Genomic DNA, 25,603 nt, shown 5'->3' on the forward strand with positions numbered 1-25,603 from the left:
TACATACGCCCAGTTCACATCGCCTGGTGGAGCGGACGCGTGTGAGAACCGTCCGACCGGTTGCCGCTCAGCCCCGCCGGTAGTAACGCACCGCCCGGGCGGCCAGCTGCTCGGTGCTGCGCGCCGCGCTGATCGCCCCTACGATCGCCCCGGCGCCCGGCACGATGCGCCGAGCGAGGCGAGCGGCGGCGGCCCGCGCGATGCCCGCCCCGACCACGCGGACCAGCGGCGCCGTCATGCGCGACGCCCCGATCCGCGGGTTGGCCCGCCGCGCGGCGCCGGCGTGCTCGGCCGCCCGGACCGCCGCCTCGGCCGTCTCGACGGTGCCGTGCACGCGCTGCAGCACGAGCAGCTCGGCGGCCCGGCGCCGGTCCTCGGGGTCGTGCCCGTACGCGGCCGCCAGGTGCAGCACCAGCTTGGCCTGCAGCCAGCCGGTCCCGGCCGTCTCGACGAGGAGCCCGGCCGTCCCGGCCAGCCCCGCCGCGAACCCCTGGGCCCGCGCCCGCCGCACGAACTCGCGGGTCACCGCCCGCGACACGGCGTCGCTTCCAGCGTCCGGATAATTGATCCGGTACCACGAGATGCGCCGCCGCGCCGCCGCCCCCAGCCGATCGACGGCCGCGAGCGCGAGGATCTCGGGCAGGTAGGCCGGATTGAGGTCGCCGGGCCGAAAGCTCACGACCTCAACGCCATGCGGCGCCTCGCCCGTCTCATCCACCGGCGCGACCGCCGCGGCGACGGCCTCGACCACGGGAGCGTCGTGCGCCACGGTCACTTCGGGCTCTTCGAGGGCCTGTGCGTCGCCTGTGACCTTGTTCACAGGATCCGCTTTCGCGGGCGCAGCCTTTCCGGCCGCCTTCTTGACGGGAGCCGCCTTCTTGACGGGAGCAGCCTTCTTCGCGGGCACGGCCTTCTTCGCGGGCACGGCCTTCTTCGCGGGCGCGGCCTTCTTGGCCGTAGCTTTCTTGGCCGCTGCCTCAACGGCGGGCTCGGGCGTCGGCGTGGGTGCCGGCTCGACCGGCGCCGCGTTGGTGACCTTCTTGGCCGCTGCCTTCTTGGCGGGCGCTGCCTTCTTGGCGGGATCAGCCTTCTTCGTGGGAGCAGCCTTCTTCGCGGGAGCGGCCGGAACCTCGGGCGTGGCCTCCGGGCTCACTGCGCGAGGCGCGGGCTGAGCCGGGGGCTGCTCAGACGGGGCCGGGCGCTGCTCGGGCGCGCCGGCCCGAAAGGGCGTCGACGCAACGGTGGGCTGCGCTGGCGCAAACGGCGTGGTCGGCGTGCGCGGCCGTGGCGGTGGCGGCGCGCTCACCTCGTCCGCGGGCGCCTCGTGCGGCGGCGGCTCGAACCGAAGTGCCGTGTCGCCGAGGGCCGGGGGCCGTTTGGGTCCCTTTGGCGGTACCGAATCCGGCTTTGTGGTTTCCGTCTCTTTCCGACGCCCCGCCGGAGTCGCGTCCTCTCCCATCTGCACGAGCGTAATGGCCAGCCGCCCGGAGCACCCGTTGTGCGCCCCCACCGACGACGCCGCAGGCCAGCCCCCGGAGGGCGTACCCGCTTTGCCGGGCGGCGCGCGCGGCCTGTATCCTCGTACGGCAGTCCCCGGTGACGGGGACGGCTGGAGGCTTCGCCTAGTTCGGTCTATGGCGCCGCACTGCTAATGCGGTTTGGGTCTTAAAGCCCATCCCGGGTTCGAATCCCGGAGCCTCCGCGCAAAACCTGGTGTGTACACTAGGCGAGCACCGAGCGCCCGTAGCTCAACGGATAGAGCATCTGACTACGGATCAGAAGGTTAGGGGTTCGAGTCCCTTCGGGCGCGCAGCACGATGAAGGCCGTGATCAGCGGAAACGCTGGCCACGGCCTTCATCGTTCCCGGGGGAGGCCCCATGGCCGGGCGGTGGCGGCCGCCTCAGATCACTCCCGCTGCGTTTGACACGTCCGGCAATCCGAGCAAGTCTGGGCTGGTAGGGCGGGTCGCCATCACATCTGCGGCCCCGGCGCGGCGGGCTTGCTGCACAGCCGCGGCGCCTCGTCTCCCGTTGCTGCCAAATCTGGAGGAGCAACTTCGTCATGGTTTTGCTGACCGACAACGCAGTGATCGCCATCCAGAGCCTTGCCGCCCAGCCCGGTGCGCCGGAGGGCGGCGGTCTGCGCATCGCCGCGGACGAAACCCGCGGGTCGCTGCGCCTGAGCCTGGCGCCCAGCCCGGCGCAGGGCGACGCGGTAGTGGAGGCCTCCGGCGCCCGGCTGTTCCTGGATCAGACGGCCGCCGAGGTGCTCAACGACAAGACCCTGGACGCAGACGCCGACAACGAGGGGCAGATCGAGTTCACCGTCACCTAGCCGTCCGGCTGGACCCGTGCGGCGCGTCCGGTGCCGCACGGGTCCCCGTGCCGTGTTGTAACCGCGCAGATGACATGGCATGCCGGGCCGCTCCTGCCGAAGCCCACCGGTGCTACGGTTGGCTTGTTGCAGTCTTGATTTCCATATACGTTGCGGCGCCCGTGGGGTATCACACCTGCGGGCGCTGTCAGTATTACCGGGTTTTTCCGGAGCAGGGTCATCAAAGCGGCGACGCGGGAGACCACACCGTGTGGCCTCCATTGCCTTGCGAAGGAGCAGGACATGACCGTCGGTACTGTGAAGTGGTTCAACGCGGAGAAGGGCTTCGGCTTCATCACCCCGGATGGCGGTGGCGCCGATGTGTTCGCCCACTACTCGGCGATCTCGGCGGGCGGCTTCCGCAGCCTTGAGGAGAACCAGCGGGTGGAGTTCGAAATCACCCAGGGCCAGAAGGGGCCGCAGGCGGCCAACATCCGCGTCATCTGAGCCGTTCTGTCGCACTGAGCGGCGCCCGGCCGGCCCGGTCGAGGACCGACCGGCCGGGCTTGCGGAGGCCCACGGCTACCCACGCTCCGAACACCTCGCGGCCCCGCGAGGCTCCCCCCGTCGATGCATGCGTGCAGCCAGGAGTCGAACCCTTGTCACCACCCCAGCCAGCGCTGGCCACCGTCCGGTCCGGGCACGGCAGCCAGTACGCGCAACTGCTCCGCCTCGTCAAGGCCGCCGGTCTGCTCGACCGGCGGCCCCGCTATTACCGGTGGAAGATGGCCGTCACCGCGGCGCTGTTCCTGGGCGGCTGGGCCGCCTTCGTCGCGATCGGTGACTCCTGGTGGCAGCTGGCGACCGCCGCCTTCCTGGCGTTCGTCTTCACCCAGCTCGGCTTCCTCGGCCACGACGCCGGACACCGGCAGGTGTTCAGCTCGAGCCGGGCGAACTACATCGTGGGTGTCCTGCACGCCAATCTGGCCATCGGCCTCAGCTACGGCTGGTGGCTCGACAAGCACAACCGGCACCACGCCCATCCCAACGAGGAGGGCAAGGACCCCGACATCGAGATCGGCGCGCTGGCGTTCACGGCCGCCCAGGCTCGCGGCCGGGGCCGGACCGCTGCGGCCGTCTACCGCTACCAGGCGTACCTCTTCTTCCCCCTCCTGCTGCTGGAGGCGCTCAGCCTGCACGTGGCGAGCCTGCGCGCCCTGGCCCGGCGCACGACCCGGCGCCGCGGCTGGGAGATCGCCCTGTTCGCGATCCACGTCGTGGGCTATCTGACCGCCGTGTTCCTGATCCTGTCGCCGCTGCCGGCCGTGGTCTTCATCGTGATCCACCAGGGGCTGTTCGGGCTGTACCTCGGCTGCTCCTTCGCCCCGAACCACAAGGGCATGGCGATGCTCGACCCCGACGACCGCACCGACTACCTGCGCCGGCAGGTGATCACGTCACGTAACGTGCACGGGCACTGGCTCACCGACTTCATGCTCGGCGGCCTGAACTACCAGATCGAGCACCATCTGTTCCCGAGCATGCCGCGCCCGAACCTGCGCCGAGCCCAGGCCGTGGTCAGGCAGTTCTGCGGCGCGCACGAACTGGCGTACTGCCAGACCAGCCTGCTGGCCTCATACGCCCAGGCGTTGCGCCACCTGCACGCGGTCGGGCGCGCTCCGCGCCCAGCCGGCGCCTGAGACCGGTCGTCCTGACCGGCGGCCGTCCGGGCTCGCAGAGCCGCGGCGCCGGCCGGTCAGGGCGTTACGACCTGCCACCGGCGCTGCCCGTCCATCCAGGCCCCGGCGAGGATCTCCGCCGACTGCCGGCCCGGGCACTGGTAGATCTTCGACCGGCCGCCGCCGGCTCGAGCCTCGACCTCCCACGACTCGCCATCGGTGCGGATGTACACGTCGCGACGCCCACGCACGGTGCGATCGCCGTTCCACCAATGACGTTCGATTCTCACCCTCAGACCGTATAGCACCAGGTGCGACTACGGAACGTTGACGATCTTGGAAAATCTGGCAATGGCATACGGAAGTCGTAGGCTGGCTGTCATGGCCGAGATTGTGCTGCGAGTTCGGCTGATCACCGGCGACAGTCTGGACGTCGCGTACGAGGAGACCGACACTCCCGACGCCGGTGAGGTGGCCAAGCACGCGATCACCGCCCTCGCCGACGACTCCGGCGTGATCCGCGTCCGCCACGGCAACCGGGTCGTCGCCCTGTACGGGCGCGGCGTGGCGGCCCTGGAGCTCGCACCTCGCGGCGCGGTCCTGTAGCTGTACGTAGTCGGGCCGCCACGCCGGAACTCAGCCCACCCGGTAGGCCCGGATGATCGTCTGCGTGACCGCGTTGCCGGCGGCGTCGGTCGCCCGCGCCCGCAGCGACACGTAGCCGCCGGCCGGGTTGGTGACCGCGAGCCGCCAGCCGGTCGACGTCCGGGCTGGTCGGGCAGGTGTCGGCGATGGCGCTCTTCCTGCGGCGGACCCGAATGTCCCCCGTCAACGCGGCGGAGACGGTCGCGGCGGCGCTGGAGGAGTTCCTGCGCCGCCACGCCTGAGTCTCCGGGCCACGAACTAGGGAATCGTCGGCGGCTGGGGGCCGATCGCGACCGTGGTCCAGGCCCGAGCCGCCACGCCGTCGCCGAACTCGATCAGGCCCAGGTAGCGCTTCGCCGGGTCGAGGCCCCGCCACGCCACGTCGAAGGGCAGCGGCTCGTCCGGGCTGACCGGGCGCTGGGCCGGGGTCACCGTGAGGTTGCCCTTCGAGGGGGCGTCGACGACGAAGAGGTGGGCCTTCACCGACTGCTCGGCGAGGTTCGGCGGCAGCGAGAACTGCACGACGTACGCCTGATAGGTCCCCGACCCGCCGGTCAGCGGGACCTCCTCGTCCGCCGTCGTGCCTTCGCTGCGCCCGACGAGCTTGTCGCCCTGGTACACGTACAGGTCAAGGTCGGTCCCGGGGGCCACGTCGGCGGCGTACGTCGACAGGCGGGCCAGCTTGGCCCCCGGCGGCAGCGTGAACTCGAAGGCGGAGATCGCCGGCGAGATGCCCGGCGCGGCCGAGTTGAACGCCGCCGTGCTGCCGATCAGCTTCTGCTCGTGGACCTCGGAGGCGGCCAGGCCGTACGCGCGGGCGGTGACCGTGCCCGCGTAACCGCCCAGCAGGTCGATCGCCGTGTGGCCGGCGGCGCCGCTCCCGGTGACCTCGCCGGGACCGGACAGGGCGACCGGCCGCACCGCGATCGGGCTGCGCACCGCGTGCCCGCGCAGGTCCGTCCAGGTCAAAGCGCCGAAGGTGTACTTCCCATAGGCCGCGTCGGTGCGCCGGACCGTCACCTTGAAGGAGACGGTCCGCCCGGGCGGCACCGTGATCGTCGGCGGGCTGACCTCGACGGTCGTGCCGGGCGGGGGCGTCACCGCGGCGGCGTACACGCTCGGCAGGTCGGTGACGTTGGTGACCGAGCGGGTGACGGTCTGGGTGCCGGGCAGCGACCCGATCCCGATCGACGGGTAGTTCAGGTCGCTGGGGTCGCTGGTGCCGACGATCGGGCACCAGTCGCTGACCAGCTGCATCTGGCCCAGGCCGCAGGCGTACCGCGCCCAGTCCGGCGCGCTCGCGTCGTAGACGAGGCCGGGGTCGAAGGCCAGGGCCGGGCGGACGTGGCCGGAGCCGTAGTCGAGCGGGGTGGCGTCGCCGGTGCCGCGCTGGATCGGCCCGCCGGAGTTGTCGGTGGTGCTCGCCGTGGTCATCAGCGCCGACTTCACCGCGGCCGGCGACCAGCCCGGGTGCCTGGCCCGCAGCAGCGCGGCGATGCCGGCGATGTGGGGGCTGGACATCGAGGTGCCGGACTCGGCGTCGTAGAGGTTGCCGTGGTGGCCGGGCGGGGCGACGCCGGCGACGATGTCGACGCCGGGGGCCGTGATGTCGGGCTTGATGAGGTCGCCGTCGCCGGCCTCGGCGGGGCCGGCCGAGGAGAACGCGGCGACCGCCGGTGCGCGCGGCACGGTGTTGGTGGTGGCGGAGAGCGCGGCGTGCGGGCCGGCCGTCGCGGCGTACGCCTTGATCGCCGCCCCGGCCGCCTGGTCGACGTGGACGGTCGGGATCACGTGGTAGTCGGCGTTGAGGGAGTTCTCGCTCGGGTTGTACAGGATCATGCCCACGCCGCCGGCGTCGCGCACCGCGACGCTCTTGTCGACGCGCGGGTTCACGCCCCGCTTGCACAGCACGATGCGGCCCTTGACCCTGGCCGGGTCCAGCGCGCCGGGGTAGCACAGCTCGACCTTGTCCGGCGCCGCGCCGGCCAGCCCGGCGCCGGCGGAGTCGACCAGCGGGGCGTCGGGCACGGCCGGGCCCTGGCCCACGCCCTCGTACGTCTTGCCGTTGCCCAGCGTCACGCTCTTGAGCGAGCCGCGGTCGTGCGAGCTCGCGGCGACCGTCATCTCCCACGGCGCGTTGTGCGCGACGGTGGACGCGTCCGGTCCGGAGTTGCCGGCCGACGCGGCGACGAACACGCCGGCCGCGGCGGCGTTGTAGAAGGCCAGCTGGATCGGGTCGACGACGAGAGCGCTCGAGCCGGAGACCGAGTAGTTGATGATGTCGGCGCCGTCGGCGACCGCGTCGTCGATCGCGGCGAGCAGGTCGACGGTGCCGCCCGAGCCCTCGCCGTCGGCCTGGCGCCACAGCGCCTTGTAGACCGCGATCCGGGCGGCCGGGGCCATGCCGGAGACCTTGCCGACCGGGGCGCCGTTGATGGTGGCCGGCACGTCGTGGTCGCCGGCGGCGGTGGTCGCGGTGTGCGTGCCGTGGCCGTCGTAGTCGCGCGGGGACTGGTACTCGCCCGTCCAGTCGCCGAAGCCGCTGAGGTTGTAGTACCGCGCGCCGATGACCTTGTTGTTGCAGGTGACCTGCTGCTGCGGCGCGCCCTGGCCCTTGTCGCACCGGCCGGGGACGCCGGCCTTCCACTTGCGGGCGATCTCGGCCTGGTCGGGGCGGGGCTCGGGCAGCGCGGCCAGGCTCGGGTTCTCGGGCCAGAAGCCGGTGTCGATGTCGGCGATGATCATGCCCTCGCCGGCGTGCTCCGGTTCGCCGAACTGCTGCTCCCAGGCGCCGCCGTCGCCGGCGAGGCCGAGGAAGGCGGGCGTTGAATCCTCGGGAATGAGCTTCTCGTCACGCTTCTCGTCGATGGTGCGCCGCTCGTTCTTCCAGAGCCGCAGGACGCCCTTCGTCCGGGCGACTCGGTCCCGCTGCTCGGGGGTGAGCGCGGCGGCGAAGCCGTTGAAGACGGTCTCGTAGTCGCGGACGGGCTTCGGGATGCCGGCTGTTCGCAGTACCGTATCCCGGTTTGCCCGAATGGCGGCCCGGGCACTCTCCGTGCGCAGGGCGGGCTCCCCGGCCAGCTGCACGATGTAGAGCGACGCGGCGGAGCGGGCGGCGGCGGGCGACGGGACAAATACCGCCGCGGTCAGCAGCAGGGTGATAACGAGAAGGATTCGGCGCACATCGTCAGGGTAATTGTCCGGATTTGCCCTATCTCAGGAACGACAAATGATCCTTGAGCAGGGCGTATCCGACGAAGGACACGATGTCGAGGATCGAGTGCGCGATGATCAGCGGCAGGACGCGCCGGGTGCGGTGGAAGAAGTAGCCGAACACCAGGCCCATCACGAAGTTGCCGATGAAGCCGCCGAAGCCCTGGTAGAGGTGGTACGAGCCGCGGATCACGGCGCTGGTGACGATCGACGGCCACGCCGCCCAGCCCAGCTCGCGCAGCCGGGTCAGCAGGTAGCCGATCATGACGACCTCTTCGAGCACGCCGTTCTCGACGGCCGAGAGGATCAGGACCGGCACCGACCACCAGTGGGTGCCCAGCGCCTCGGGCACGATCTTCGCGCTGATGCCGAGCTGCTGGGCCGCCCACACCAGCCCGAGGCCGGGCAGGCCGATGAGCGCGGCCAGGGCGGCGCCCCGCCACAGGTCGCCGAGCGGGCGGGTCCGGTCGATGCCGATGTCGAGCGGATTGTGGTCACGGCGCAGCAGGTGTACCGCGAGCAGCGCCGGAACCAGCGGGCTCGCGATGTAGTAGAGCTGGTAGATCAGGTCGAGCCAGGGCCGGTCGGCGACCACGGTCGGATTGAGCGTCGCGGTCTGCTGGGACAGCGGCGCGACGTACGTCAGCCGGTCGATGATCCTGATGATCGAGTAGACCGCCGAGGCCCCCAGCGACACACCGAGCACGAGCAGGATCTCGGACCGCAGGGCCCGTCTGTCGATCACGGCACAAAGATACTGGCGCTCAGCGCGAACGCGGGCGGGCCGTCACCGCACCACGACGGCCCGCCCGCGATCAGCTGTCACCGAAGGCGTCGTACTTGATCCGGATGGCCGGAACCTGCATCTCGGCAAGGGTGCGCAGCGTCGCGCGGACCATCGCCGCCGAGCCGGAGACGAAGAAGTCGTGGTCGTTCCACGGGCCGTATCGGGCGACGATGTCCGACACGTTGCCGTGCTCGCCGGGGAACTCGGGGTCCTCGCTGGTGGCCGCCACCACCGAGAGCCACGGGTAGCGCGCGGCCAGGCGGTTGAGGCAGGCCAGGTCGTAGAGGTCGTCGCGGTCCCGGGCGCCGAAGAAGACGTGCACCCACCGGGTCCGGTTGGCGCGGGTCATCTCCTCGATGAGCGCCTTGACCGGGGCGAGGCCGGTGCCGCCGGCGACACACACGACGTCGCGGGTGGAGCGGCGGTCCAGCGTCATCTGGCCCATCGGGGCGCCCAGGCGGATCATGTCGCCCGGCTGCACCCGGCGTACCAGCGCCGAGGAGACCCAGCCCGCGCCGACCGCGCGGACGTGGAAGTCGAGGGAGCCGTCCTTGCGCGGCGCGTTCGCGATCGAGTAGGCGCGCCACAGCCGCGGCTGGTACTTGGTCTCGACGCTGACGTACTGGCCGGCCTGGTACTCCAGCTCGTTCAGCGGGCGGCAGGTCATCACGGCGATGTCGCGGCTGCGCCGCTCGTGGTACAGCACCTCGGCGTGCCAGTAGGGCGGGTTGGTGGAGTCGGCCTCGGCGCCGGCCATCATGCGCTCGGCGATGACCTTGTATCCGTCGCGCCAGGCCTGTTCGAACTCGATCGTCCACTGGTCGCCGGCGAAGACCCGCAGCGCCTCCAGCAGAGCGTCGCCGACCGTGTCGTAGTGCTCGGACTGGACGTGGAACTTGCGGTGGTCCCGGCCGAGCGACTCCAGGTATTCCCCGAACCGGTCGGGGTCGTCGACCGTCTGCACGGCGGTGACGATGGCGCCGAGCAGCCGTGAGCGCTGGACGTCCATCTGCACCGGAAACAGGTCCCGCAGCTGCGGGTTGCTGAGGAACATGCGCGCGTAGAAGTAGCTGGCGAGCTTGTCCTGCTGTTCCTCGACGAGTGTCCAGCTCTCCTTCAATAATCGCGACAGATTGCTCATCGGTGCCCTTCGCGGTCAACGTAGGTGCCGTCTGTGAATCAGGGTCACTACCTGGGATGACCACGCATCGCACTGGATGTGCGACGAGGCGTGTGCGGGCCTCACATTCCCCGTGACGCGCCGGTCGCGGGGGCTGGACAACGCGGCCGCGCCTCCACCGAACGGAGGGTGTCGCACCGGCTGTCCGGCTACCCCCCGCCACCGCAATGCCACGGTGTGCACAGGCGTTCGCAGCATCCGGAGGTGCACCGTGCCAACCGTGTCCGATCGTGAAGTCCTCGCCGAGCTGGACGAGCGCATGCAGAGCTTCGTCCGCCGGCAGGAGATGATGTTCGTCGCGACCGGGGAGCCGGACGACGGGCACGACTGCACCTTCGTCACCGGCGGCCCGGGCTTCGTGCGGGTGCTCGACGTCAACCGGCTGGCCTGGCCGGAGTTCGACGACGAGAGCCTGGCCGGCGCGATGGCGGACATCCGCCGCGATCCGCGGGTGAGCCTGCTCTTCGTGGACTTCGCGCGGGGCGCGATCGGCCTGCACGTGAGCGGCCAGGCGAAGGTGCTCGACGACGACGCGATGCGCCGGGCGTACCACGCGCTGAACCTCGACCCGTCCCTCGATCTCGTGGCGGATCGCCGGCCGGCGCGCTGGATCACCGTTTACGTCGAGGAGGCGTACATCTCCGCCGCCGGCGAGCTCGACTGACCTAAACGCACGATAAGACGTAAAGAATCGCACGCATTCATTCACGTTCAACGAGACCTATAGGGGTTCACACCCGGCTCGGCGCCACTCACACTGGGTGGATGGCGCTGAGCCGGGCCGACGCATTTCCGTCTTCGCACCGTACGATTCTTCGCGTCGCGGCCCGCCAGCCGCGTACCGTTTGCACGCTCGGCTCGCGCCCCATTCACGTGGCGATTGGCACAACCGCCTCTGGGGAGGAGCAGCGATGACCAGCGACGTGGCCGATGACAGCAGGACGATGCCGGAGCAGCGCCTCGGCGCCCGCCGGCCGAGCGAGGTGATGGCGGCGCTCGGGATCGTGCAGCTGGGCGATCCGATTCTCACAACCGCCACCCGCCCGTTCGTACTGCCGGACGAATGCGATGAGGCCCTGCGGATTCTGGCCCGGCTCAGCGCGGTGGCGGACGCGGTCCAGCGGGTGCACGATTTCAGCACCGGCGCGATGGGCCTGGCCGCGCCGCAGATCGGCGAGCCGCGCTCGATCGCCATCTTCCGGGTCGCCGGCGAGCCGCAGCTGGTGCTCATCAACCCGCAGGTGCTCGAGATCGGGCCGCCGGCCCGCCGGGACCAGGAGGAGCGGTCCGAGGGCTGCCTAAGCTTCTTCGACTTCCGCTGCGCGCTGCGCCGCCCGCGCACCGCGGTCATCAGCTACCGCACGCCGGCCGGCGACGAGGCGATCGTGAGGTTCGACCGCGGGCGCCTGGCCGGCGACGCGCTACACGAGGTGGACCACCTCGGCGGCGTGCTGTGCGTCGACCACGTCGAACCCGGCGCCCCCGCCCTGTCGATGGCGTAGCACTGACAAACGCAACTGGCGCTCGCTTCGCTCGGGCGCGCCGGGGGGTTCCCACCCCGGACCCCCCATGCTCGCTTCGCTCACACTCAATCCCGCCAGCGTCCTGGCGCCCAGGAGCTCGCCGACGCCGACCTTTTCCAGCGACGGCGCCCAGGCGTGCGCCAGGTCGGAGCGCACCACCGGCGCGACGTTGAGCACCGCGCAGCCGGCGGCGTGCGCGCTGGCCACGCCGAGCGCCGAGTCCTCGACGGCGACGCAGTCGGCCGGGCGCAGCCCGAGCGCGGCCGCGGCGGCGAGGTAGGGCGCCGGGTCGGGCTTGGCCCGGTGCCCGTCGTCGCCGCAGACCACCGCGTCAAAGGCGCCCGGGCCGGCCTCGGCCACCACGTAGCCGGCGAGCTCGCGATAGGTCGAGGTGACCAGCGCCGTGGCCAGCCCGGCGGTGCGCGCCTCGGCCAGCAGCTCGCGGGCGCCCGGCAGCCAGTGCACGCCGCGCGCGTACGCCGCGCGGACCCGGCGCTGCACGAAGGCCACGTCGGTCGCGACGTCGTAGCCGGACCAGCCGAAGTACCGGTGGATGCGCCGCATCGCGAGCGTCGCGTCGAGGCCGCTCAGGGCACGCAGCAGCTCCTCGGTCATCCGGCCGCGGCGGGAGCGCACCAGGCCGGTGTTCGCCGCGCCCCAGATGGGCTCGCTGTCGATGAGCGTGCCGTCAAGGTCGAACAGGACCGCAACCGCCACGCGGGCCATCGTAGCGACGGCCCGCGGGCGGTACTCAGGCGGACAGTTGGTGTCCAACCCCCGGCGAATAGGGCGGTCCGGCCCAGTCGTCGTCGGGCTCCTCGACGGCGCCCTCCGGCCGGCTGCCGCGGAATCGCCACTCCAGCCGGTAGTAGTCGTGCAGCGTGGCCGCCTCGGTGTGCCAGGAGAAGACGGCGCGCCCGTCCTCCGACAGCTCCTGGGTGATCGGCGTGCGCAGCGGCACCTCCTCGGCCGACAGCGACGTCTGCACGCCCCACACCACCGGCCGCATCCGGGCCGGGAACTCCACCTCGACGGTGAGGTGGCGGGTCGGCAGGCGGATCGCCCGCTCGAACCAGTTGCCCCACTTGTCGATGCCGATGTGCCAGGAGTACGCGATGGTGGTGCGCTGCCCGGGGTACAGCGGGAATCGCCCCTGCGCGTTCTCGAAGAGCAGCCAGAGCTCCTTGAGCGTGTCGCGGTCGGTCTTGGCCCGCCACTCCATCGGCTCACCGGCGCACGAGGCCACCAGCGACAGCTCGTCGAGCGAGAGCGGGTGGTCGTGGTGGTGGCGGTTGGAACGCGCCGGGTCGTCCGGGTAGCGGTCGACGGAGATCCTGACGAGGTACCGCGTGATCGGCTCCGTGCCGGCGTTGTACAGCGCGCGGCGGACCGTGCAGCGGTACTTCCCGTCGACGTACGACAGCCGGGCGGTCTCCCGCTCGACGACGAGCCCCGTGCCGGGCGGCAGCCACTGGTCGGGCACCGGCGGGTCGCGCCCGGGCACCCCGACCCGGCTGCGGGCCGTGGCGCGCAGCTCGTCGTACTCCTTGTACCGCTGCCACACCGTGCCCCCGCTCTGCAGGATCGCCTCGGCGCGGCGCGCGAAGTCCTCGGTGGGGCGGTGGCGGCCGGCCTCGACGTGGCTGACGTAGGAGGCGTCGAAGCCCATGGCGGCGGCCAGCTGCTTCTTGGACATGCCGCGCTCGACGCGCCACCGCGCGAACTCTGCAACGAACGCATCCGACGCCCGCTGCACGGGAGATGGATCGCTCGTGGTCATGTCCGGCCCAGCCCTACAGGGAGACGGCCCCTGTCCGGTTAGTGTCCACGAGTCCGGCTCCGGACCAGGTCAGGGGGACAGATTCCTGACAAACTGGTTGACAACACCGCGCCATCGGTGTTGATCAACCTCTTTTGGTCACCACCCGCCTCCGACGCCGTGACGCTAAGTTACGACATCCGGCCTGCCTACTTCCGACAGGGTTAGGGTGGTTAGCCTTACCTAATAGCTGTATGGTGGGCGCTTGGCAGGCAGATCTGGGGGTACGCACCGGTGGTGAGCACCAGCCGCACGCACACGACAAGCATCGCGCAGCGGTGCGGTCGCGCCGTGCCCCCGGCCCGCATCGGCGACCCAACGTGACCGCGCTCATCAGCCGAGAGGGCGTCGGGCCCCTGGCGCCGGTGGTGGCGACGCTGCGCGCGCTGCGGCACCGGCACGGCAAGGATTCACTCCAGGGGCTGGCCCCCGGCCTGGTGGCCCCGGCCGACGCCGGCTGGCGCCCCGCCGCCGAGATCGACGTCACCGATCTGCTCGCGACCGCCGCCCGGCGCTGGAATGCGCAGCCGCACGCCGCCGCCGCGCTCGCGTGGAAGTGCTACTCCTACTGGGCGGCCCTGCCGGCGGTCCTCGGCTTCGCCGCGTCCCGGCGCGTGCCGCTCATGACGCCCGACCACGTGCTCGTGCGCTACACCGACCGGCAGCCGTTCCTCACCCTCGGCCTGCACGCCCCGGTGACCGCCGTGCTGGCCACCGACCCGATCGTCGCCACCGACGCGCCCGGCCTGCTCATCGTCGAGGACGAGGCCGAACTGCTCGGCGTGCTGCGCCGCTCGCTGGTCGACGCGCACCTCGATCCGCTGCTGGAGGAGTTCCGCAAGCGGGTCCACCTCGGCCGGCGCACGCTGTGGGGCTCGGTCGCCTCCGGCGTGGCCTACGGGCTGTCCCGCGCCGCCGACTCGCTGCCCGGCCCGACGATCCAGATCGCCGAGCGGCTGCTGAGCGCCCTCGGCGCCGAGGATCTGGTCGACCTGACCGAGCGCCCGGGCGGCGGCCTGGACATCCAGCGCCGCACCTGCTGCCTGGCCTTCACGCTGCCCACGCCCAAGGTCTGCTCCACCTGCTGCATCCGCTCGCACTGACACCTGTGTTTCCCACCCGGCGGGAGTTGGGTACACGGGTTAGGTTGACTTCCATCAGTGACGCGATCTCCACGATGCATGCCGGGCGCATCCGCCCCGGCGACCACCTCTGTCTGCCCTTCGCCAGCGAGGCGGAGCAGCGGGAGGTGGTCTCGGCGTACATAGCGGACGGCCTGCGCCGCGGTGAGCGCGTGCTGTACTTCGCCGACCGCACCCACGCCGACGCCATCGACGCCTGGCTCGGCCCGCACAGCGTCGACGGCGCGCTGGCGATCGCCCGCGGCCAGCTCGACGTGCGCCCGGCCGGCGATGGCGCCTTCGACCCGGCCGAGGTGGTCGTGGGCATCCGCGACGCCGTGCGCGACGCGCGGGCGGCCGGGTTCCAGGGCCTGCGGCTGACCGGCGAGATGAGCTGGGCGCTGCGCGGGGCCCCCACCCACGTGCGGCTGCACGAGTACGAGTCCGGGGTCGCCTCGACCGTCGTGGACTCGGGCGACCTGGCCGCGGTCTGCCAGTACGACGAACGGATCTTCGCCACGGCGGACCTCCCCGCGCTGCTGGCCCACCACGCCGGCGTGGTGCGCATCGACCCGCTGCACGACGACCGCCGGCTGCGGATCGTGCCCACCTACTCCCCGCGCGGCCTGCGTATCGGCGGGGTGGTCGACGACGCGACGGCCGCGCCGCTGGCCGACGCCCTCGCCCAGGCCGCCGCCTGGCCGGCCGGCGAGCCGTGGTTCGTGCTCGACCTCGCCGATCTGGACTTCGTCGATGTGGCCGGCATCCGGGCGCTGGTGCGCTTCGCCGAGTCGCTCGCGCCCGAGCGCCGGGTGATGGCCCGCGGCATCCCGCCGGCAATGCGACGGGTGCTGTCGATCATGGACTGGAAACTCGAGCCGGCGGACGAATTGCCGTGACCCTGATTCACCAGGCCCTGCTGTTCGACTCGCCGTCGGCGTTCCTTGCCGCGGCGATCCCGTTCGTCCGCGAGGGGCTGCACCGCGGCGACACCGTCCTGGCCGTCACCTCTGCGGAGAACGAGGAACTGCTGCGCGAGCACCTCGACAACGACACCGAGCGGGTCTCGTTCCTGTCCGCCGACGGCTGGTTCGACTCCCCCGGCCGCACCCTCAACGCCCATCACCGCCGCATCGACTCACTGCCCGGCTCGACCGGCATCCTGCGCGTGCTCGGCGAGCCGGTCTGGGCCGGCCGCGACCCGCTGGAGACCACCGAGTGGGGCCGCTACGAGTCGGTGATGAACGTCGCCCTCGCTGACGCGCGGGCCTGGCTGATGTGCGGCTACGACCGGCGCTCCCTGCCCACGGCCATTCTCGACGACGCCCGGCGCACCCACCCCGCGCTCGCGGTCGGCACCGGCAGCGAGGTCAGCGCCGCGTACGCCGACCCGGCCTCCTACTACGCCGAGCACAACGTCCCGCTGCTGGAGCGCCCGACCAGCGGCGTCGAGTGGCTCCCGCATTTCGTGGACATGGCTCCGGTACGCCAGTTCGTCGCCGACCACGCCGTGCGCCTCGGCGTCCCGGCCGACCGCCTCGACGATTTCACGCTGGCCGTCAACGAGGTTGCCACCAACGCGGTGCGCCACGGCGCCGGCCACGGCGAGGCCCGCATGTGGGCCACCGACCGCCGGGTCGTCTGCGAGATCAGCGACGCCGGCACCGCCGTGGACAACTTCCTCGGATTCCTGCGCGCCGACCCGCACGCCGGCCGCGGCCACGGCCTGTGGATCGCCCGCCAGATCTGCGATCTGCTCGAAATGCGCACGGACGGCCCCGGCACAACCGTGCGCCTGCACATGAGGCGGGATATCTAGCAATTGCTATCTGCATCCCCCCTTTCGCTCATTCATTGCACCTTTGCACTCCGGCAATGACCGTCACCATCAGCGGACGTGTTCGCTTCCGCGCCGGACCGGCGTACCCCATTGGATGGACGCCGCGCCGCCTTGAGGAGTTGAATCCGAGGCGATGAGCGACTTCAGCGCGGACTTCGAACTCGACGGCGAGCCGGAACGGGAGTTCCACCCCGGCGTGGCCAAGCGGATGGCGCACAAGACGGTGGCGGCCGGCGCCCTGATCCGCGACCCGGCCGGCCGGATCCTCTTCGTGGTGCCAAACTACAAGCCGTACCTGGACATCCCCGGCGGCATCGTCGAACCCGGCGAGCCGCCGTCGGCCGCCTGCACGCGCGAGGTGGCGGAAGAGATCGGCCTGACCCGCCCGCCCGGCCGCCTGCTGGTCGTCGACTGGACCCCCGGCCGCGGCCCGTGGAGCGACCAGGTGCAGTTCGTCTTCGACGGCGGCGAACTCTCCTCCGCGGAGCAAATCCGCCCGGCCGCCGACGAACTGACGGGATATCGTTGGGCGACACTTTCGGATGCTCGGCCTGATCTACGCCCGTCGCTGTACCGGCGGCTATCTTTGGCATCGAGGGCAGTCGAGACCGGCCGCCTCCTGCACGCCGAGTTCGGCCACTTACTCAGCGAGGCCTGATCCGGTACTCACCTTCTATCGGGGGAAACCGGACGGACCGCACCCAAGGACTGTTCGTGCTCTAACGAATGCGTCGCCGCTTCGGCACACTCGGTTGCGTGAGGATCGAACGAGGTCGCAACGGCCACGTCGCCAGGCATCGGGCCGCCGGACCGGCGACGCGGATGCTGCGAAAGGTGCGCTGGCTCCGGGTGACGCACCCGCGGCCGACGGCGCCGGCCAACCTGGAGCTGGACGCCGCCTGCCGCGCCGCCACACCCAACACGAAATAGCACACGGGGAACCGCCGAACCATGATGCGACGCCACACGAAGGTCCTGCGCCGATCGGACGAGGACGGGGACGAGTACCGGCCCCGGCACCTTCGGGACTCCCGCAACACTCGCAACGACCTCGACCTCCGCGAGCCGGGCGCCGCCGCTTTGCTCGATGACGAGGCTGCGCTCCGGGAAGAGGACGGGGACTGAACCACCGCCAGCGAGAGGGACGGCTGGGCGCCGTCCCTTTCTTTTTCTTTCGCGCTCCGCGTCCGCCGCTGTTGATGCGAAAAGTCGGGCGCTGGCGCGCCACGACTTTTCGGATTTTTCGCCTGTCGGGTTATAAATCCGATTCGTCACGAATCGGATCGTGTCTGGGCACTTTCCGTGCGCCTGCCCTGATGGCGCCGTTCGGCTCGAGGCGCTCCGACGAAGGCGACTTGCCCGGTCACGGCGATGTCCAGCCGACAACGGTCCCGTGCTGCCAGCGATCCGAGCGGTCGGCGCGGCCAGCGATCCGAGCGGCCAGCGATCGGCGCGGCCATCGAGTTGCCCGGTCACAGCGATGTCCAGCCGACAACGGTCCCGTGCTGCCAGCGATCCGAGCGGCCAGCGATCGGCGCGGCCATCGGGTTGCCCGATCACGGCGATGTCCAGCCGACAACGGTCCCGTGCTGCCAGCGATCCGAGCAGTCGGCGCGGCCAGCGATCCGAGCGGCCAGCGATCGGCGCGGCCATCGGGTTCGGAGGGCTAGAGCGGCGGCCGCCTCGATGGCGCCGCCGGCCTGTATCGCCCCAACCACGGCGACTTGCCCGATCACGGCGATGTCGAGCCGGCTCGGAGGGCCAGAGCGGCGCACCCGCTCCGACGGCGCCATCACGCTGTGCCGCCCCGACCACGATGACCTGCCCCGGTCGCGGCGATGCCCAGCGGGCAACGGTCACGGCTGCCAGCGGAACGCAGGTTCGCCTGCGCTCAGCGGCGGCGACGTGGATGGTGAAGAACCCGCCGACAGGCCGATGGCCGACCGCAAGCCGCGGTCGGCCATCGCCATGAGTTGAGAGCGGTCAGTCGTCCAGCCAGTCCAGCGACCGGCGGTTGCCGCCGCCGCGCTGGCGGGCGTCGTCGTAGTCGCCGCCGCCACCGGCCGCCGGGCCGTAGCCGCCGCGCTGCTCGTAGTCGCCGCCGCCCCCGCCGTTGTAGCCGTTGCCGGCGCGCGGAGGTTCCGGGACCCGCTCGTAGCCGTCGCGCTCGTAACCGGCCGCCGGCTCGTAACCGCCGCGCTCGCCGTAGCCGCCGCGGCCCGCGTGCGGGGCGTCGTAGTCGCCGCCGGCACCGTTGTAGCCACCCTGGGGGGCGCCGCCGGGGCCGTAGCCGCTGCCGGCGCTCGGGCCGTAGTCGTCGTTGTAGCCGCCGGACTGGGCGCTCGGGCCGTAGCCGCCGCGGTCGCTGTAACCGCCGCCGGCCTGCGGGCCGTCGTAGCCGCCCCGGTCGCCGTAGCCGCCGGCCTGCGGGCCGTCGTAGCCGCCGCGGTCGTTGTAGCCGCCGCCCGCGGAGGGGCCGTCGTAGCCGTTCCCGCCGCCGTAGCCGGCACCGCCGCCGCCCTGGGCGCCGGGACCGTAGCCGCCGGCCTGGGGGCCGTCGTAGCCGTTGGCGCCGTAGCCGCCGCCCGACGAGGGAGCGCCGTAGCCGTTGCCGCCGCCGGGGCCGCCGGACGACGGGACGGTGCCGTAGCCGCCGCGGTCGTTGTAGCCGCCGCCGGCCGACGGGCCGTCGTAGCCGTTGCCGCCGCCGTAGCCGTTGCCGCCGCCCGGAGCGCCGCCGCCGGGGCCGTAGCCGCCGCCGGCCTGCGGGCCGTCGTAGCCGTTGCCGCCGCCGCTGTAGCCGCCGCCCGGGGCGCCGTAGTTGGCGCCGCCGGTGCCGGGCTCGTAGCGCTGGGTCGAGTCGGCGTAACCGCCGCCGCCACCGTTGTTGTAGTCCGGCGCGTACGGGTCTACCGGGGGGCGCGAGGACGGGCCGTAGCCGCCGCCCTGGCCGCCCACGCCGCCGCTCGCGAAGCCGGCGCGGTCGTTGTAGCCGCCGGCCGACGGGTAGCCCCCGGGGCCGGGCAGGGGAGCGCCGTACGGGTCCGGGGGGACGTCGTCGAAGGCGCGGCCCGGGCGGACGATCGCCGTGGCGTCGTTGGCGTTGCCGCCGCGGGCGACCATCGTCGCGGCGGGGCCCATGGAGGCGACCATCGTCGGGTCGGCCTGCGGGCGGTAGCCGGGGCGCGGCTGGCCGCCGGGGCCGCCGCGGCGCGGGGCCGGCTCGTCCTCGTCCTCGTCGTCGTCATCGCCGCGGCGGCGCAGCAGGAGCACGATCGCCACGATGCCGAAGCCGACCAGCAGTACACCGAGCGCGATGAGAATCCACGACACGCCGCTGCCGCTGTTGTTGGAGGCGTTGTTGGTCGCGTTGTCGGCGGGCTGCACGCCGCCGGGGGACGCCTGCGTCGCCAGGTCGCCGGCGCTCGGGGGCGGCGGCGGGGACTGCGACTCCTCGAGCAGCGGCAGGCCGATCGTCACCTTGGTGACGCTCTTGCCGGCCACGCCGGTCACGTCCCGGGAGAAGTTCGAGTAGCCGGTCACACCGCCGGCCGAGATGGTCATCGAGCCGGGGGCGATCGGCGACTGCTCGGTGCCGACGAACTTGAAGACGCCGTTGTCGCCGCTCGTGAGCTGCTTGCCGCGGCCGGCGCCGTCCTGGAGTACGACCGTGGCGCCCTTGAGGCCCTTGCCCGTCGTCGAGTCGGTGACCGTGCCCGAGACCTCGGTCACGGTGGTCGGGGCGGCCGAGGTCGGCGGCGCCGCGGCGGGGCCCTTGAGGTTGACGAAGAACTTGGTGGTGCCCGCGCCGCTGGCCTGGACCGAGCCCTCGAGGTTGCTCAGGTTTTGGCCGGGCTGCAGGCCGCTGGGGCTCTTCGCCACGATCTGGAACGTGATCTTCACCGGATCGGCGAGGACGCTCGTGGTGCACTTCACCGAGGTGCCGCCGCCGTTGCCGCAGCTGACGCCGTCGGGAATACCGCTCGCAGTGACCGTGATATTGCCATTCCCGGACGGCACTGTCACAGTGACATCTACATTCGGAGCCGGGCCGTCGCTGAGCGTAACCGTCAACGCTTTGCTGTCGCCCGCCGACATGTCGAACTGCGTGCCGGACAGCGACATCGTCAGGGCCGCGAACGCCGGCGTGCCGATGCCGAGAATGGCCCCAAAAGCTAGAACGGCCACCGTCCCCGCTCTGAGCAGCAGGGCTCGTCGGTGCGCAGTCACGTCCACACCCCTCCGGATCTTGACTTTCACCCGAGCGTCACTGCCGAGCATGTCCATCTATGGTCCAACATGCGAGCACGACTCGCCTTGCATGGTGCGCCGCAGCAAACTATGCCCTGTCCGGAGGGGTCGGCGAAAGCCGCGATGTGTTGCGACCGGGCCGAGGGCGGTCGTATCGTCCCGGTATGTCCACTCCGCACCGATATTCCGACACGGTGCAAACCGTCCTTGATGCACTGAATGGCGGAGGCGATCCGGACCGTACCGCCCTGCGCGACGCCGTCCGTGAACTCCTCGCCGACCTGCGGCGACTTGCACCTGGACGTTCGGTGGAGGTCCGGGTTCCTCCGTACGGCGCGATTCAGTGCATCGAGGGGCCGAGACATACGAGAGGTACGCCACCCAACGTTGTGGAGACGGACCCGACCACGTGGATCGAGATCGCCACGGGTCGGAAATCGTGGCATGAAGCCGTCACGGCCGGGAAGATCAGAGCGAGCGGAGTTCGGGCGGATTTATCGGCCTATCTACCCTTGTGACTGCGCAAAGCGTGCGGCAGACTGCTTACGAATCGCACGCATAATGTGGCTCTGCGTCATGCCCGAAACCTCGCGTACACTGTTTTCGCGTCGGCGACCCGGTATGACGAGGCGTCGACCAGCAGCCGGACGAAACCAGCCGTCCGGCCCGCGTCCATCTCGAAGCCATCCGGCAGCCATCTCACACACCAGCCACTCACACCCCGGCAACTGCGACGACAGGAGCGGCACGTGCCCCGAGGCGATGGCCGGTTGAGCCACGAGCTCGACCCCCAGCGTCCAGGTCCACAGGACAAGTGCGGAGTGTTCGGCGTTTGGGCGCCGGGCGAAGAGGTCGCGAAGATGACCTACTACGGGCTGTATGCACTGCAGCACCGTGGGCAGGAAGCGGCCGGCATCGCGGTCTCCGACGGATCCGGTGTGGTGGTCTACAAGGACCTCGGCCTGGTGTCGCAGGTCTTCGACGAGCCGACCCTGGCGAGCCTGCGCGGCCACATCGCGATCGGCCACGCGCGCTACTCGACCACCGGCGGCTCCACCTGGGAGAACGCCCAGCCGACCCTGCGCTCCACCCGCGCCGGCGGCGACCGGGCGGGCACCACGATCGCGCTGGCGCACAACGGCAACCTGGTCAACACGGCGGAGCTGGCCCGCCGCGTCGCCGAGCTCCCCGAGATGGAGCCCGACTCGATCAACGCCACCAACGACACCGCGCTGGTGACGGCCCTGCTTGCCGCGCGCCCCGACCTCTCGGTCGAGGCCGCCGCGCTCGAGGTCCTGCCGACCCTGCGCGGCGCCTTCAGCTTCGTCTTCATGGACGAGGACACTCTGTATGCGGCGCGCGACGTCAACGGCGTCCGCCCGCTGGTGCTCGGCCGCCTCGAGCGCGGCTGGGTCGTGGCGAGCGAGACCGCGGCGCTGGACATCGTCGGCGCCAGCGTGGTCCGGGAGATCGAGCCCGGCGAGCTCATCGCGATCGACGAGCACGGGCTGCGCTCCAGCCGCTTCGGCACCCCGGACCCGAAGGGGTGCCTGTTCGAGTACGTCTACCTGGCCCGCCCCGACACCACCATCTCGGGGCGCAACGTCCACGCCGCCCGCGTCGCCATCGGGCGCACCCTGGCGCGGGAGCACCCCGTCGAGGCCGACCTGGTCATCCCCGTACCCGAGTCGGGCACCCCGGCCGCGATCGGCTACGCGACCGAGTCGGGCATCCCGTTCGGCCACGGCCTGATCAAGAACGCCTACGTCGGGCGCACCTTCATCCAGCCGTCCCAGACCATCCGCCAGCTGGGCATCCGGCTCAAGCTCAACCCGCTGCGCGACAACGTGCGCGGCAAGCGGCTCATCGTCGTCGACGACTCCATCGTGCGCGGCAACACCCAGCGCGCGATCGTGCGCATGCTGCGCGAGGCCGGCGCGATCGAGGTGCACGTGCGAATCTCCTCGCCGCCGGTGAAGTGGCCGTGCTTCTACGGCATCGACTTCGCCACGCGCGCGGAGCTGCTGGCCAACGGGCTCGACCTGGAGGGCATCCGGCGCTCGATCGGCGCCGACTCCCTCGGGTACGTGTCGCTGGCCGGCCTGGTCGCGGCGACCGAGCAGCCCGCGTCGCGGCTGTGCAGCGCGTGCTTCGACGGGCGTTACCCGATCGAGCTACCGGCCGACAACGTGATCGGCAAGCACGTCCTGGAAGGTGTCGCGCGCGCCGCGGGGGCCGCGCCGAACACGACCGACGGTGGCGCCATCAGCAGCGTCGCCGCCAGTCCCGGCGGTTCCGGCGCACTGCTGCGCCCGTGACCGCCCACCCGAGACATACAGCGGTGCCCGCCGCCGCGAGGCAATCAAAGGGGAGAAAGTGACGCACGTGGATGAGCGCGCCGAGAAGGCCGGCGAGACCGGCCAGGGCAGCACCCCCGAGCGGCAGCTGTGGAGCGCCGGCAACGGCCGGGGCCGCCGCAAGACCGTGACCTACGCGGACGCGGGTGTTTCGATCCACGCCGGCGAGCAGGCCGTCGAGCTGCTGCGCACCAAGGTGCACCGGACCCACCGGCCCGAGGTGATGGGCGACATCGGCGGGTTCGCCGGTCTCTTCCGGCTCGACCTCAAGAAGTACAAGAGCCCGATCCTCGCCTCCTCGACCGACGGCGTCGGCACGAAGCTCGCCATCGCGCAGGCCATGGGCATCCACGACACGGTCGGCATCGACCTGGTCGCCATGGTCGTCGACGACCTGGTCGCGTGCGGCGCCGAGCCGCTGTTCCTGCTCGACTACATCGCCTGCGGCGAGGTCGTGCCCGACCGGGTGGCCGAGATCGGCGCCGGCATCGCGGACGGCTGCCGCTACGCCGGCTGCGCCCTGCTGGGCGGCGAGACCGCCGAGCACCCGGGCGTGATGCGCCCCGACGAGTACGACATCTCCGGCACCGGCGTCGGCGTCGTGGAAGAGGACGCGATCCTCGGCCGCGACAAGGTCGAGGTCGGCGACGTCGTCATCGCGCTGCGCTCCACCGGCCTGCACTCCAACGGCTACTCGCTGGTCCGCCACGTGCTGCTCGGCGCCGGCCGGATGCGGCTGGACAGCGTCATCGACGAGTTCGGCAAGCAGCGCACGCTCGGCGAGGAGCTGCTCACCCCGACCCGCATCTACGCGAAGGACTGCCTCGACCTGATCAAGGAGAGCGACATCCACGCGTTCGCGCACGTCACGGGCGGCGGCATCCCCGGCAACCTGGTCCGGGTGCTGCCCGAGCACGTCGACGCCGTCGTGGACCGCGCGACCTGGCGTCCGCAGCCCATCTTCGAGCTGGTGCGCACCAAGGGGCGCATCGAGGACTCGGAGATGGAGAGCACCTTCAACATGGGCATCGGCATGCTGACCGTGGTCTCCGCCGAGGACGCCGACCGCACGCTGGCCTTCCTGGCCGGCCGCGGCCTGGACGCCTGGCAGGTGGGCGAGGTCATCGAGGGCACCGGCACGGTGCAGATGGTCGGCTCGCACACGCGCGGCTGACGTCAGGCATGACGTAAAACGGGGGCGGCGTCCGGTACAACCGGGCCCGCCCCCTTGCGCGTCTCTTACTTGCAAGTGCACGTGTCGGAATACGCGTATCGGATCAACCGGGGCTTACCGCGGCGCGGGGATGGACCTAGGCTGAAGCGACACGTCCCTACACCCAAAAGGAGGACGGGGCGGTGTCGTGGAGCGGCATGCGGGGCATCTCGCCGACCCCGGGTTATGTCGTGATGCAACCCACGACATTGTGCAATCTCGACTGCACATACTGTTACCTCCCCTTCCGGGCGCGTAACGACCGCATGAGCCCCGCCGTGGCCGCGGCCGTCGCCGCCTCGGTCAATCCCTGGGCGGCGGCCGACGAGCGCTTCTCGGTCGTCTGGCACGGCGGCGAGCCCCTGGCGGCCGGCCGGGCCGCGCTGGCCGAGCTGATGGCGCCGTTCGCGGGCGTCGAGCACCACGTGCAGACCAACGCCACCCTCATCGACGACGCCTGGTGCGAGTTCTTCGCCGAGCGCGAGGTGCGGGTCAGCGTGAGCGTCGACGGGCCGGAGGAGCTCAACGGGGAGCGGGTGAACAAGGGCGGGATTCCGGCGTACCGCACGATCATGCACGGCATCGAAGCGCTCCAGCGCCACGGCGTGCCGTTCTCGGCACTCTGCGTGGTGTCGCACCCTCGCCCGGGACTGGCGGCGCGGCTCTACGAGTACTTCCTCGACCTCGGCTGCGACGTCCTCGGCATCAACATCGAGGAGCAGGAGGGCGTCAACGCCCGCGCCAACGACTTTGGCGACGACGCCGTGCGGACGTTCTGGGCGGAGCTGGTGGCGGCGTGGCGGCTCGACCCGCGCATCCACGTGCGCGAGATCGAGTGGACGCTCCGGTACGCCGGAGCGGTCCTCGCCGGCACGGCCGACGGCATCCTCCCGGCCGCCCTCGACCCGATCCCGACGATCGCCGCGGACGGGCGCGTGTTCCTGCTCTCGCCCGAGCTCGCCGGGTTCACCGACGCGCGGTACGGCGACTTCTCCTCCGGCAACGTGCTGCACACCCCGCTCTCGACGATCCTGGCCGGCGCGGCCACCTCGGCGGGGTGGGTGCCGGAGTACCTGCGGGGCGTCGAGGCGTGCCGCACCAGCTGCCCGTACTTCGGCTTCTGCGGCGGCGCGCACGCGGCCAACCGCTACTTCGAGCACGGCAGGTTCGACACCACCGAGACGAACCACTGCCGGAACAGCAAGATTCGCCTTCTGGAGGGAGTGCTGGACCATGCCGGAGCATGCTGACCCGGTCACCGAGCGCGTGTACGAGACCGCAGACGGTCTTCGTGCGTTGCTCGAGGAGGCTGCCGCGGCGAGGGCCGCCCGCGCGGAGGCGAGCGGGCAGGATGGCGCGAGCGCCGTCTGCGCCTGGAACCACTTCGAGAACATTCCGACGTTCTACAACTGGAACAACCGTCCCCGTTGAGGGTTGCCCCGCGCTGCAGCGGCCGCCCGGTCCCCTCGGACCGGGCCGCCGCGCCGTGTGTGAGCGGGGGCCCGGGCCGTCCGGATCCGGCCGAGGCCCGTCAGGAGACCGGCCTCGGACACCCCGGGGCGTGAAGGAACGCCTCGGGGTGATGGCTACGCCGAGACACCCACATGGCGAGCCGTCGAGAGAACGGCAACCGTGCGGGTGCTGTGGACACGACTCGGGCA

At 71.5% G+C, this 25,603-nt stretch carries 23 protein-coding genes, 2 tRNA genes and 2 pseudogenes; 19 read left to right on the forward strand and 8 right to left on the reverse strand.

The features are described from left to right. Nucleotides 1–67 precede the first annotated feature (67 nt). Nucleotides 68–1,153: an EcsC family protein gene (locus tag ACQEVU_RS48710; RefSeq protein WP_433336943.1), complete on the reverse strand. Its 1,086-nt coding sequence runs from the start codon at nucleotides 1,151–1,153 to the stop codon at nucleotides 68–70. 458 nt (nucleotides 1,154–1,611) lie between these two features. Here ACQEVU_RS48710 and ACQEVU_RS48715 point away from each other — a divergent pair. From ACQEVU_RS48715 to ACQEVU_RS48735, 5 genes are all read left to right on the forward strand, one after another. Beyond that, nucleotides 1,612–1,702: transfer RNA gene (locus tag ACQEVU_RS48715), tRNA-Ser, on the forward strand. Between the two features lie 35 nt (nucleotides 1,703–1,737). Then, nucleotides 1,738–1,810: transfer RNA gene (locus ACQEVU_RS48720), tRNA-Arg, on the forward strand. Nucleotides 1,811–2,062: 252 nt separating this feature from the next. Beyond that, nucleotides 2,063–2,335, forward strand: coding sequence for an adhesin (locus ACQEVU_RS48725; RefSeq protein WP_433336945.1), 273 nt, complete (start codon nucleotides 2,063–2,065; stop codon nucleotides 2,333–2,335). 282 nt (nucleotides 2,336–2,617) lie between these two features. Next, nucleotides 2,618–2,821, forward strand: coding sequence for a cold-shock protein (locus tag ACQEVU_RS48730; RefSeq protein ID WP_433336947.1), 204 nt, complete (start codon nucleotides 2,618–2,620; stop codon nucleotides 2,819–2,821). A 152-nt stretch (nucleotides 2,822–2,973) separates the two neighbouring features. Continuing rightward, entirely contained in the window at nucleotides 2,974–4,014 is a 1,041-nt protein-coding gene (locus ACQEVU_RS48735; protein ID WP_433336949.1) for a fatty acid desaturase family protein, read from the forward strand. A gap of 56 nt (nucleotides 4,015–4,070) precedes the next feature. On the opposite strand, the gene ACQEVU_RS48740 is transcribed toward ACQEVU_RS48735, so the two are convergent. Next, nucleotides 4,071–4,283, reverse strand: a complete 213-nt coding sequence (locus tag ACQEVU_RS48740; protein WP_433336951.1) for a hypothetical protein — start codon at nucleotides 4,281–4,283, stop codon at nucleotides 4,071–4,073. Between the two features lie 91 nt (nucleotides 4,284–4,374). Between ACQEVU_RS48740 and ACQEVU_RS48745 the strand changes: the two genes are divergently transcribed. Next, nucleotides 4,375–4,599 carry a hypothetical protein gene (locus tag ACQEVU_RS48745; protein WP_433336953.1) on the forward strand — a complete coding sequence of 75 codons (225 nt, stop codon included), beginning with the start codon at nucleotides 4,375–4,377 and terminating at the stop codon, nucleotides 4,597–4,599. A 297-nt stretch (nucleotides 4,600–4,896) separates the two neighbouring features. Here ACQEVU_RS48745 and ACQEVU_RS48750 read toward each other — a convergent pair whose 3' ends face one another. The 3 genes from ACQEVU_RS48750 to ACQEVU_RS48760 all read right to left on the reverse strand — a co-directional run bounded on the left by ACQEVU_RS48750 (nucleotide 4,897) and on the right by ACQEVU_RS48760 (nucleotide 9,779). Next, complete coding sequence (locus ACQEVU_RS48750; protein WP_433336955.1) at nucleotides 4,897–7,821, reverse strand: S8 family serine peptidase; 2,925 nt, start codon at nucleotides 7,819–7,821, stop codon at nucleotides 4,897–4,899. Between the two features lie 28 nt (nucleotides 7,822–7,849). Continuing rightward, nucleotides 7,850–8,596, reverse strand: coding sequence for a CPBP family intramembrane glutamic endopeptidase (locus ACQEVU_RS48755; protein WP_433336957.1), 747 nt, complete (start codon nucleotides 8,594–8,596; stop codon nucleotides 7,850–7,852). A 70-nt stretch (nucleotides 8,597–8,666) separates the two neighbouring features. Beyond that, nucleotides 8,667–9,779, reverse strand: coding sequence for a globin domain-containing protein (locus ACQEVU_RS48760; RefSeq protein ID WP_433336959.1), 1,113 nt, complete (start codon nucleotides 9,777–9,779; stop codon nucleotides 8,667–8,669). A 259-nt stretch (nucleotides 9,780–10,038) separates the two neighbouring features. On the opposite strand from ACQEVU_RS48760, the gene ACQEVU_RS48765 reads away from it, so the two are divergent. Together ACQEVU_RS48765 and ACQEVU_RS48770 are read left to right on the forward strand one after the other, a co-directional pair. Beyond that, nucleotides 10,039–10,482: a pyridoxamine 5'-phosphate oxidase family protein gene (locus tag ACQEVU_RS48765; RefSeq protein WP_433336961.1), complete on the forward strand. Its 444-nt coding sequence runs from the start codon at nucleotides 10,039–10,041 to the stop codon at nucleotides 10,480–10,482. Nucleotides 10,483–10,729: 247 nt separating this feature from the next. Beyond that, complete coding sequence (locus tag ACQEVU_RS48770) at nucleotides 10,730–11,320, forward strand: peptide deformylase (RefSeq protein WP_433336963.1); 591 nt, start codon at nucleotides 10,730–10,732, stop codon at nucleotides 11,318–11,320. Here the strand turns inward: ACQEVU_RS48770 and ACQEVU_RS48775 are convergent. Beyond that, nucleotides 11,240–12,058, reverse strand: a complete 819-nt coding sequence (locus ACQEVU_RS48775) for an HAD family hydrolase (protein WP_433336965.1) — start codon at nucleotides 12,056–12,058, stop codon at nucleotides 11,240–11,242. The genes ACQEVU_RS48770 and ACQEVU_RS48775 overlap by 81 nt on opposite strands. A gap of 73 nt (nucleotides 12,059–12,131) precedes the next feature. After that, nucleotides 12,132–13,121, reverse strand: a pseudogene (locus ACQEVU_RS48780) (helix-turn-helix domain-containing protein); the annotation flags it as partial. Nucleotides 13,122–13,480: 359 nt separating this feature from the next. Here ACQEVU_RS48780 and ACQEVU_RS48785 point away from each other — a divergent pair. The 6 genes from ACQEVU_RS48785 to ACQEVU_RS48810 all read left to right on the forward strand — a co-directional run bounded on the left by ACQEVU_RS48785 (nucleotide 13,481) and on the right by ACQEVU_RS48810 (nucleotide 17,246). Beyond that, a complete protein-coding gene (locus ACQEVU_RS48785) occupies nucleotides 13,481–14,263 on the forward strand; it encodes a hypothetical protein (RefSeq protein WP_433336967.1) in 783 nt (260 codons plus the stop codon). Between the two features lie 44 nt (nucleotides 14,264–14,307). Beyond that, complete coding sequence (locus tag ACQEVU_RS48790; RefSeq protein WP_433336969.1) at nucleotides 14,308–15,180, forward strand: MEDS domain-containing protein; 873 nt, start codon at nucleotides 14,308–14,310, stop codon at nucleotides 15,178–15,180. Continuing rightward, nucleotides 15,177–16,100, forward strand: a complete 924-nt coding sequence (locus ACQEVU_RS48795; RefSeq protein WP_433336971.1) for an anti-sigma factor RsbA family regulatory protein — start codon at nucleotides 15,177–15,179, stop codon at nucleotides 16,098–16,100. The genes ACQEVU_RS48790 and ACQEVU_RS48795 overlap by 4 nt, the downstream gene beginning before the upstream one ends. Nucleotides 16,101–16,254: 154 nt before the next feature. Further along, nucleotides 16,255–16,779, forward strand: coding sequence for an NUDIX domain-containing protein (locus ACQEVU_RS48800; protein WP_433336973.1), 525 nt, complete (start codon nucleotides 16,255–16,257; stop codon nucleotides 16,777–16,779). Nucleotides 16,780–16,877: 98 nt separating this feature from the next. After that, nucleotides 16,878–17,051 carry a hypothetical protein gene (locus ACQEVU_RS48805; protein WP_433336975.1) on the forward strand — a complete coding sequence of 58 codons (174 nt, stop codon included), beginning with the start codon at nucleotides 16,878–16,880 and terminating at the stop codon, nucleotides 17,049–17,051. A 21-nt stretch (nucleotides 17,052–17,072) separates the two neighbouring features. Beyond that, on the forward strand, nucleotides 17,073–17,246 hold the full coding sequence (locus ACQEVU_RS48810; RefSeq protein ID WP_433336977.1) for a hypothetical protein: 174 nt from the start codon (nucleotides 17,073–17,075) through the stop codon (nucleotides 17,244–17,246). A gap of 858 nt (nucleotides 17,247–18,104) precedes the next feature. Here the strand turns inward: ACQEVU_RS48810 and ACQEVU_RS48815 are convergent. Next, on the reverse strand, nucleotides 18,105–20,147 hold the full coding sequence (locus ACQEVU_RS48815; protein WP_433336979.1) for a carboxypeptidase-like regulatory domain-containing protein: 2,043 nt from the start codon (nucleotides 20,145–20,147) through the stop codon (nucleotides 18,105–18,107). A gap of 389 nt (nucleotides 20,148–20,536) precedes the next feature. Between ACQEVU_RS48815 and ACQEVU_RS48820 the strand changes: the two genes are divergently transcribed. From ACQEVU_RS48820 to amcA, 5 genes and pseudogenes are all read left to right on the forward strand, one after another. Then, nucleotides 20,537–20,890 carry a sterol carrier family protein gene (locus ACQEVU_RS48820; protein ID WP_433336981.1) on the forward strand — a complete coding sequence of 118 codons (354 nt, stop codon included), beginning with the start codon at nucleotides 20,537–20,539 and terminating at the stop codon, nucleotides 20,888–20,890. Between the two features lie 231 nt (nucleotides 20,891–21,121). Beyond that, nucleotides 21,122–22,690 (forward strand): amidophosphoribosyltransferase, encoded by a 1,569-nt coding sequence (gene purF, locus ACQEVU_RS48825; protein ID WP_433336983.1) that lies wholly within the window; start codon nucleotides 21,122–21,124, stop codon nucleotides 22,688–22,690. A 58-nt stretch (nucleotides 22,691–22,748) separates the two neighbouring features. Next, on the forward strand, nucleotides 22,749–23,903 hold the full coding sequence (gene purM, locus ACQEVU_RS48830) for a phosphoribosylformylglycinamidine cyclo-ligase (protein WP_433336985.1): 1,155 nt from the start codon (nucleotides 22,749–22,751) through the stop codon (nucleotides 23,901–23,903). A 197-nt stretch (nucleotides 23,904–24,100) separates the two neighbouring features. Next, a pseudogene (amcB, locus tag ACQEVU_RS48835) lies at nucleotides 24,101–25,202 on the forward strand (cyclophane-forming radical SAM peptide maturase AmcB); the annotation flags it as partial. 6 nt (nucleotides 25,203–25,208) lie between these two features. After that, entirely contained in the window at nucleotides 25,209–25,373 is a 165-nt protein-coding gene (gene amcA, locus ACQEVU_RS48840) for a multiple cyclophane-containing RiPP AmcA (protein ID WP_433339708.1), read from the forward strand. Nucleotides 25,374–25,603 lie beyond the last annotated feature (230 nt).

Origin of the sequence: Dactylosporangium sp. CA-139066, assembly GCF_050936175.1 — a bacterium.
GTDB lineage: Bacteria > Actinomycetota > Actinomycetes > Mycobacteriales > Micromonosporaceae > Dactylosporangium.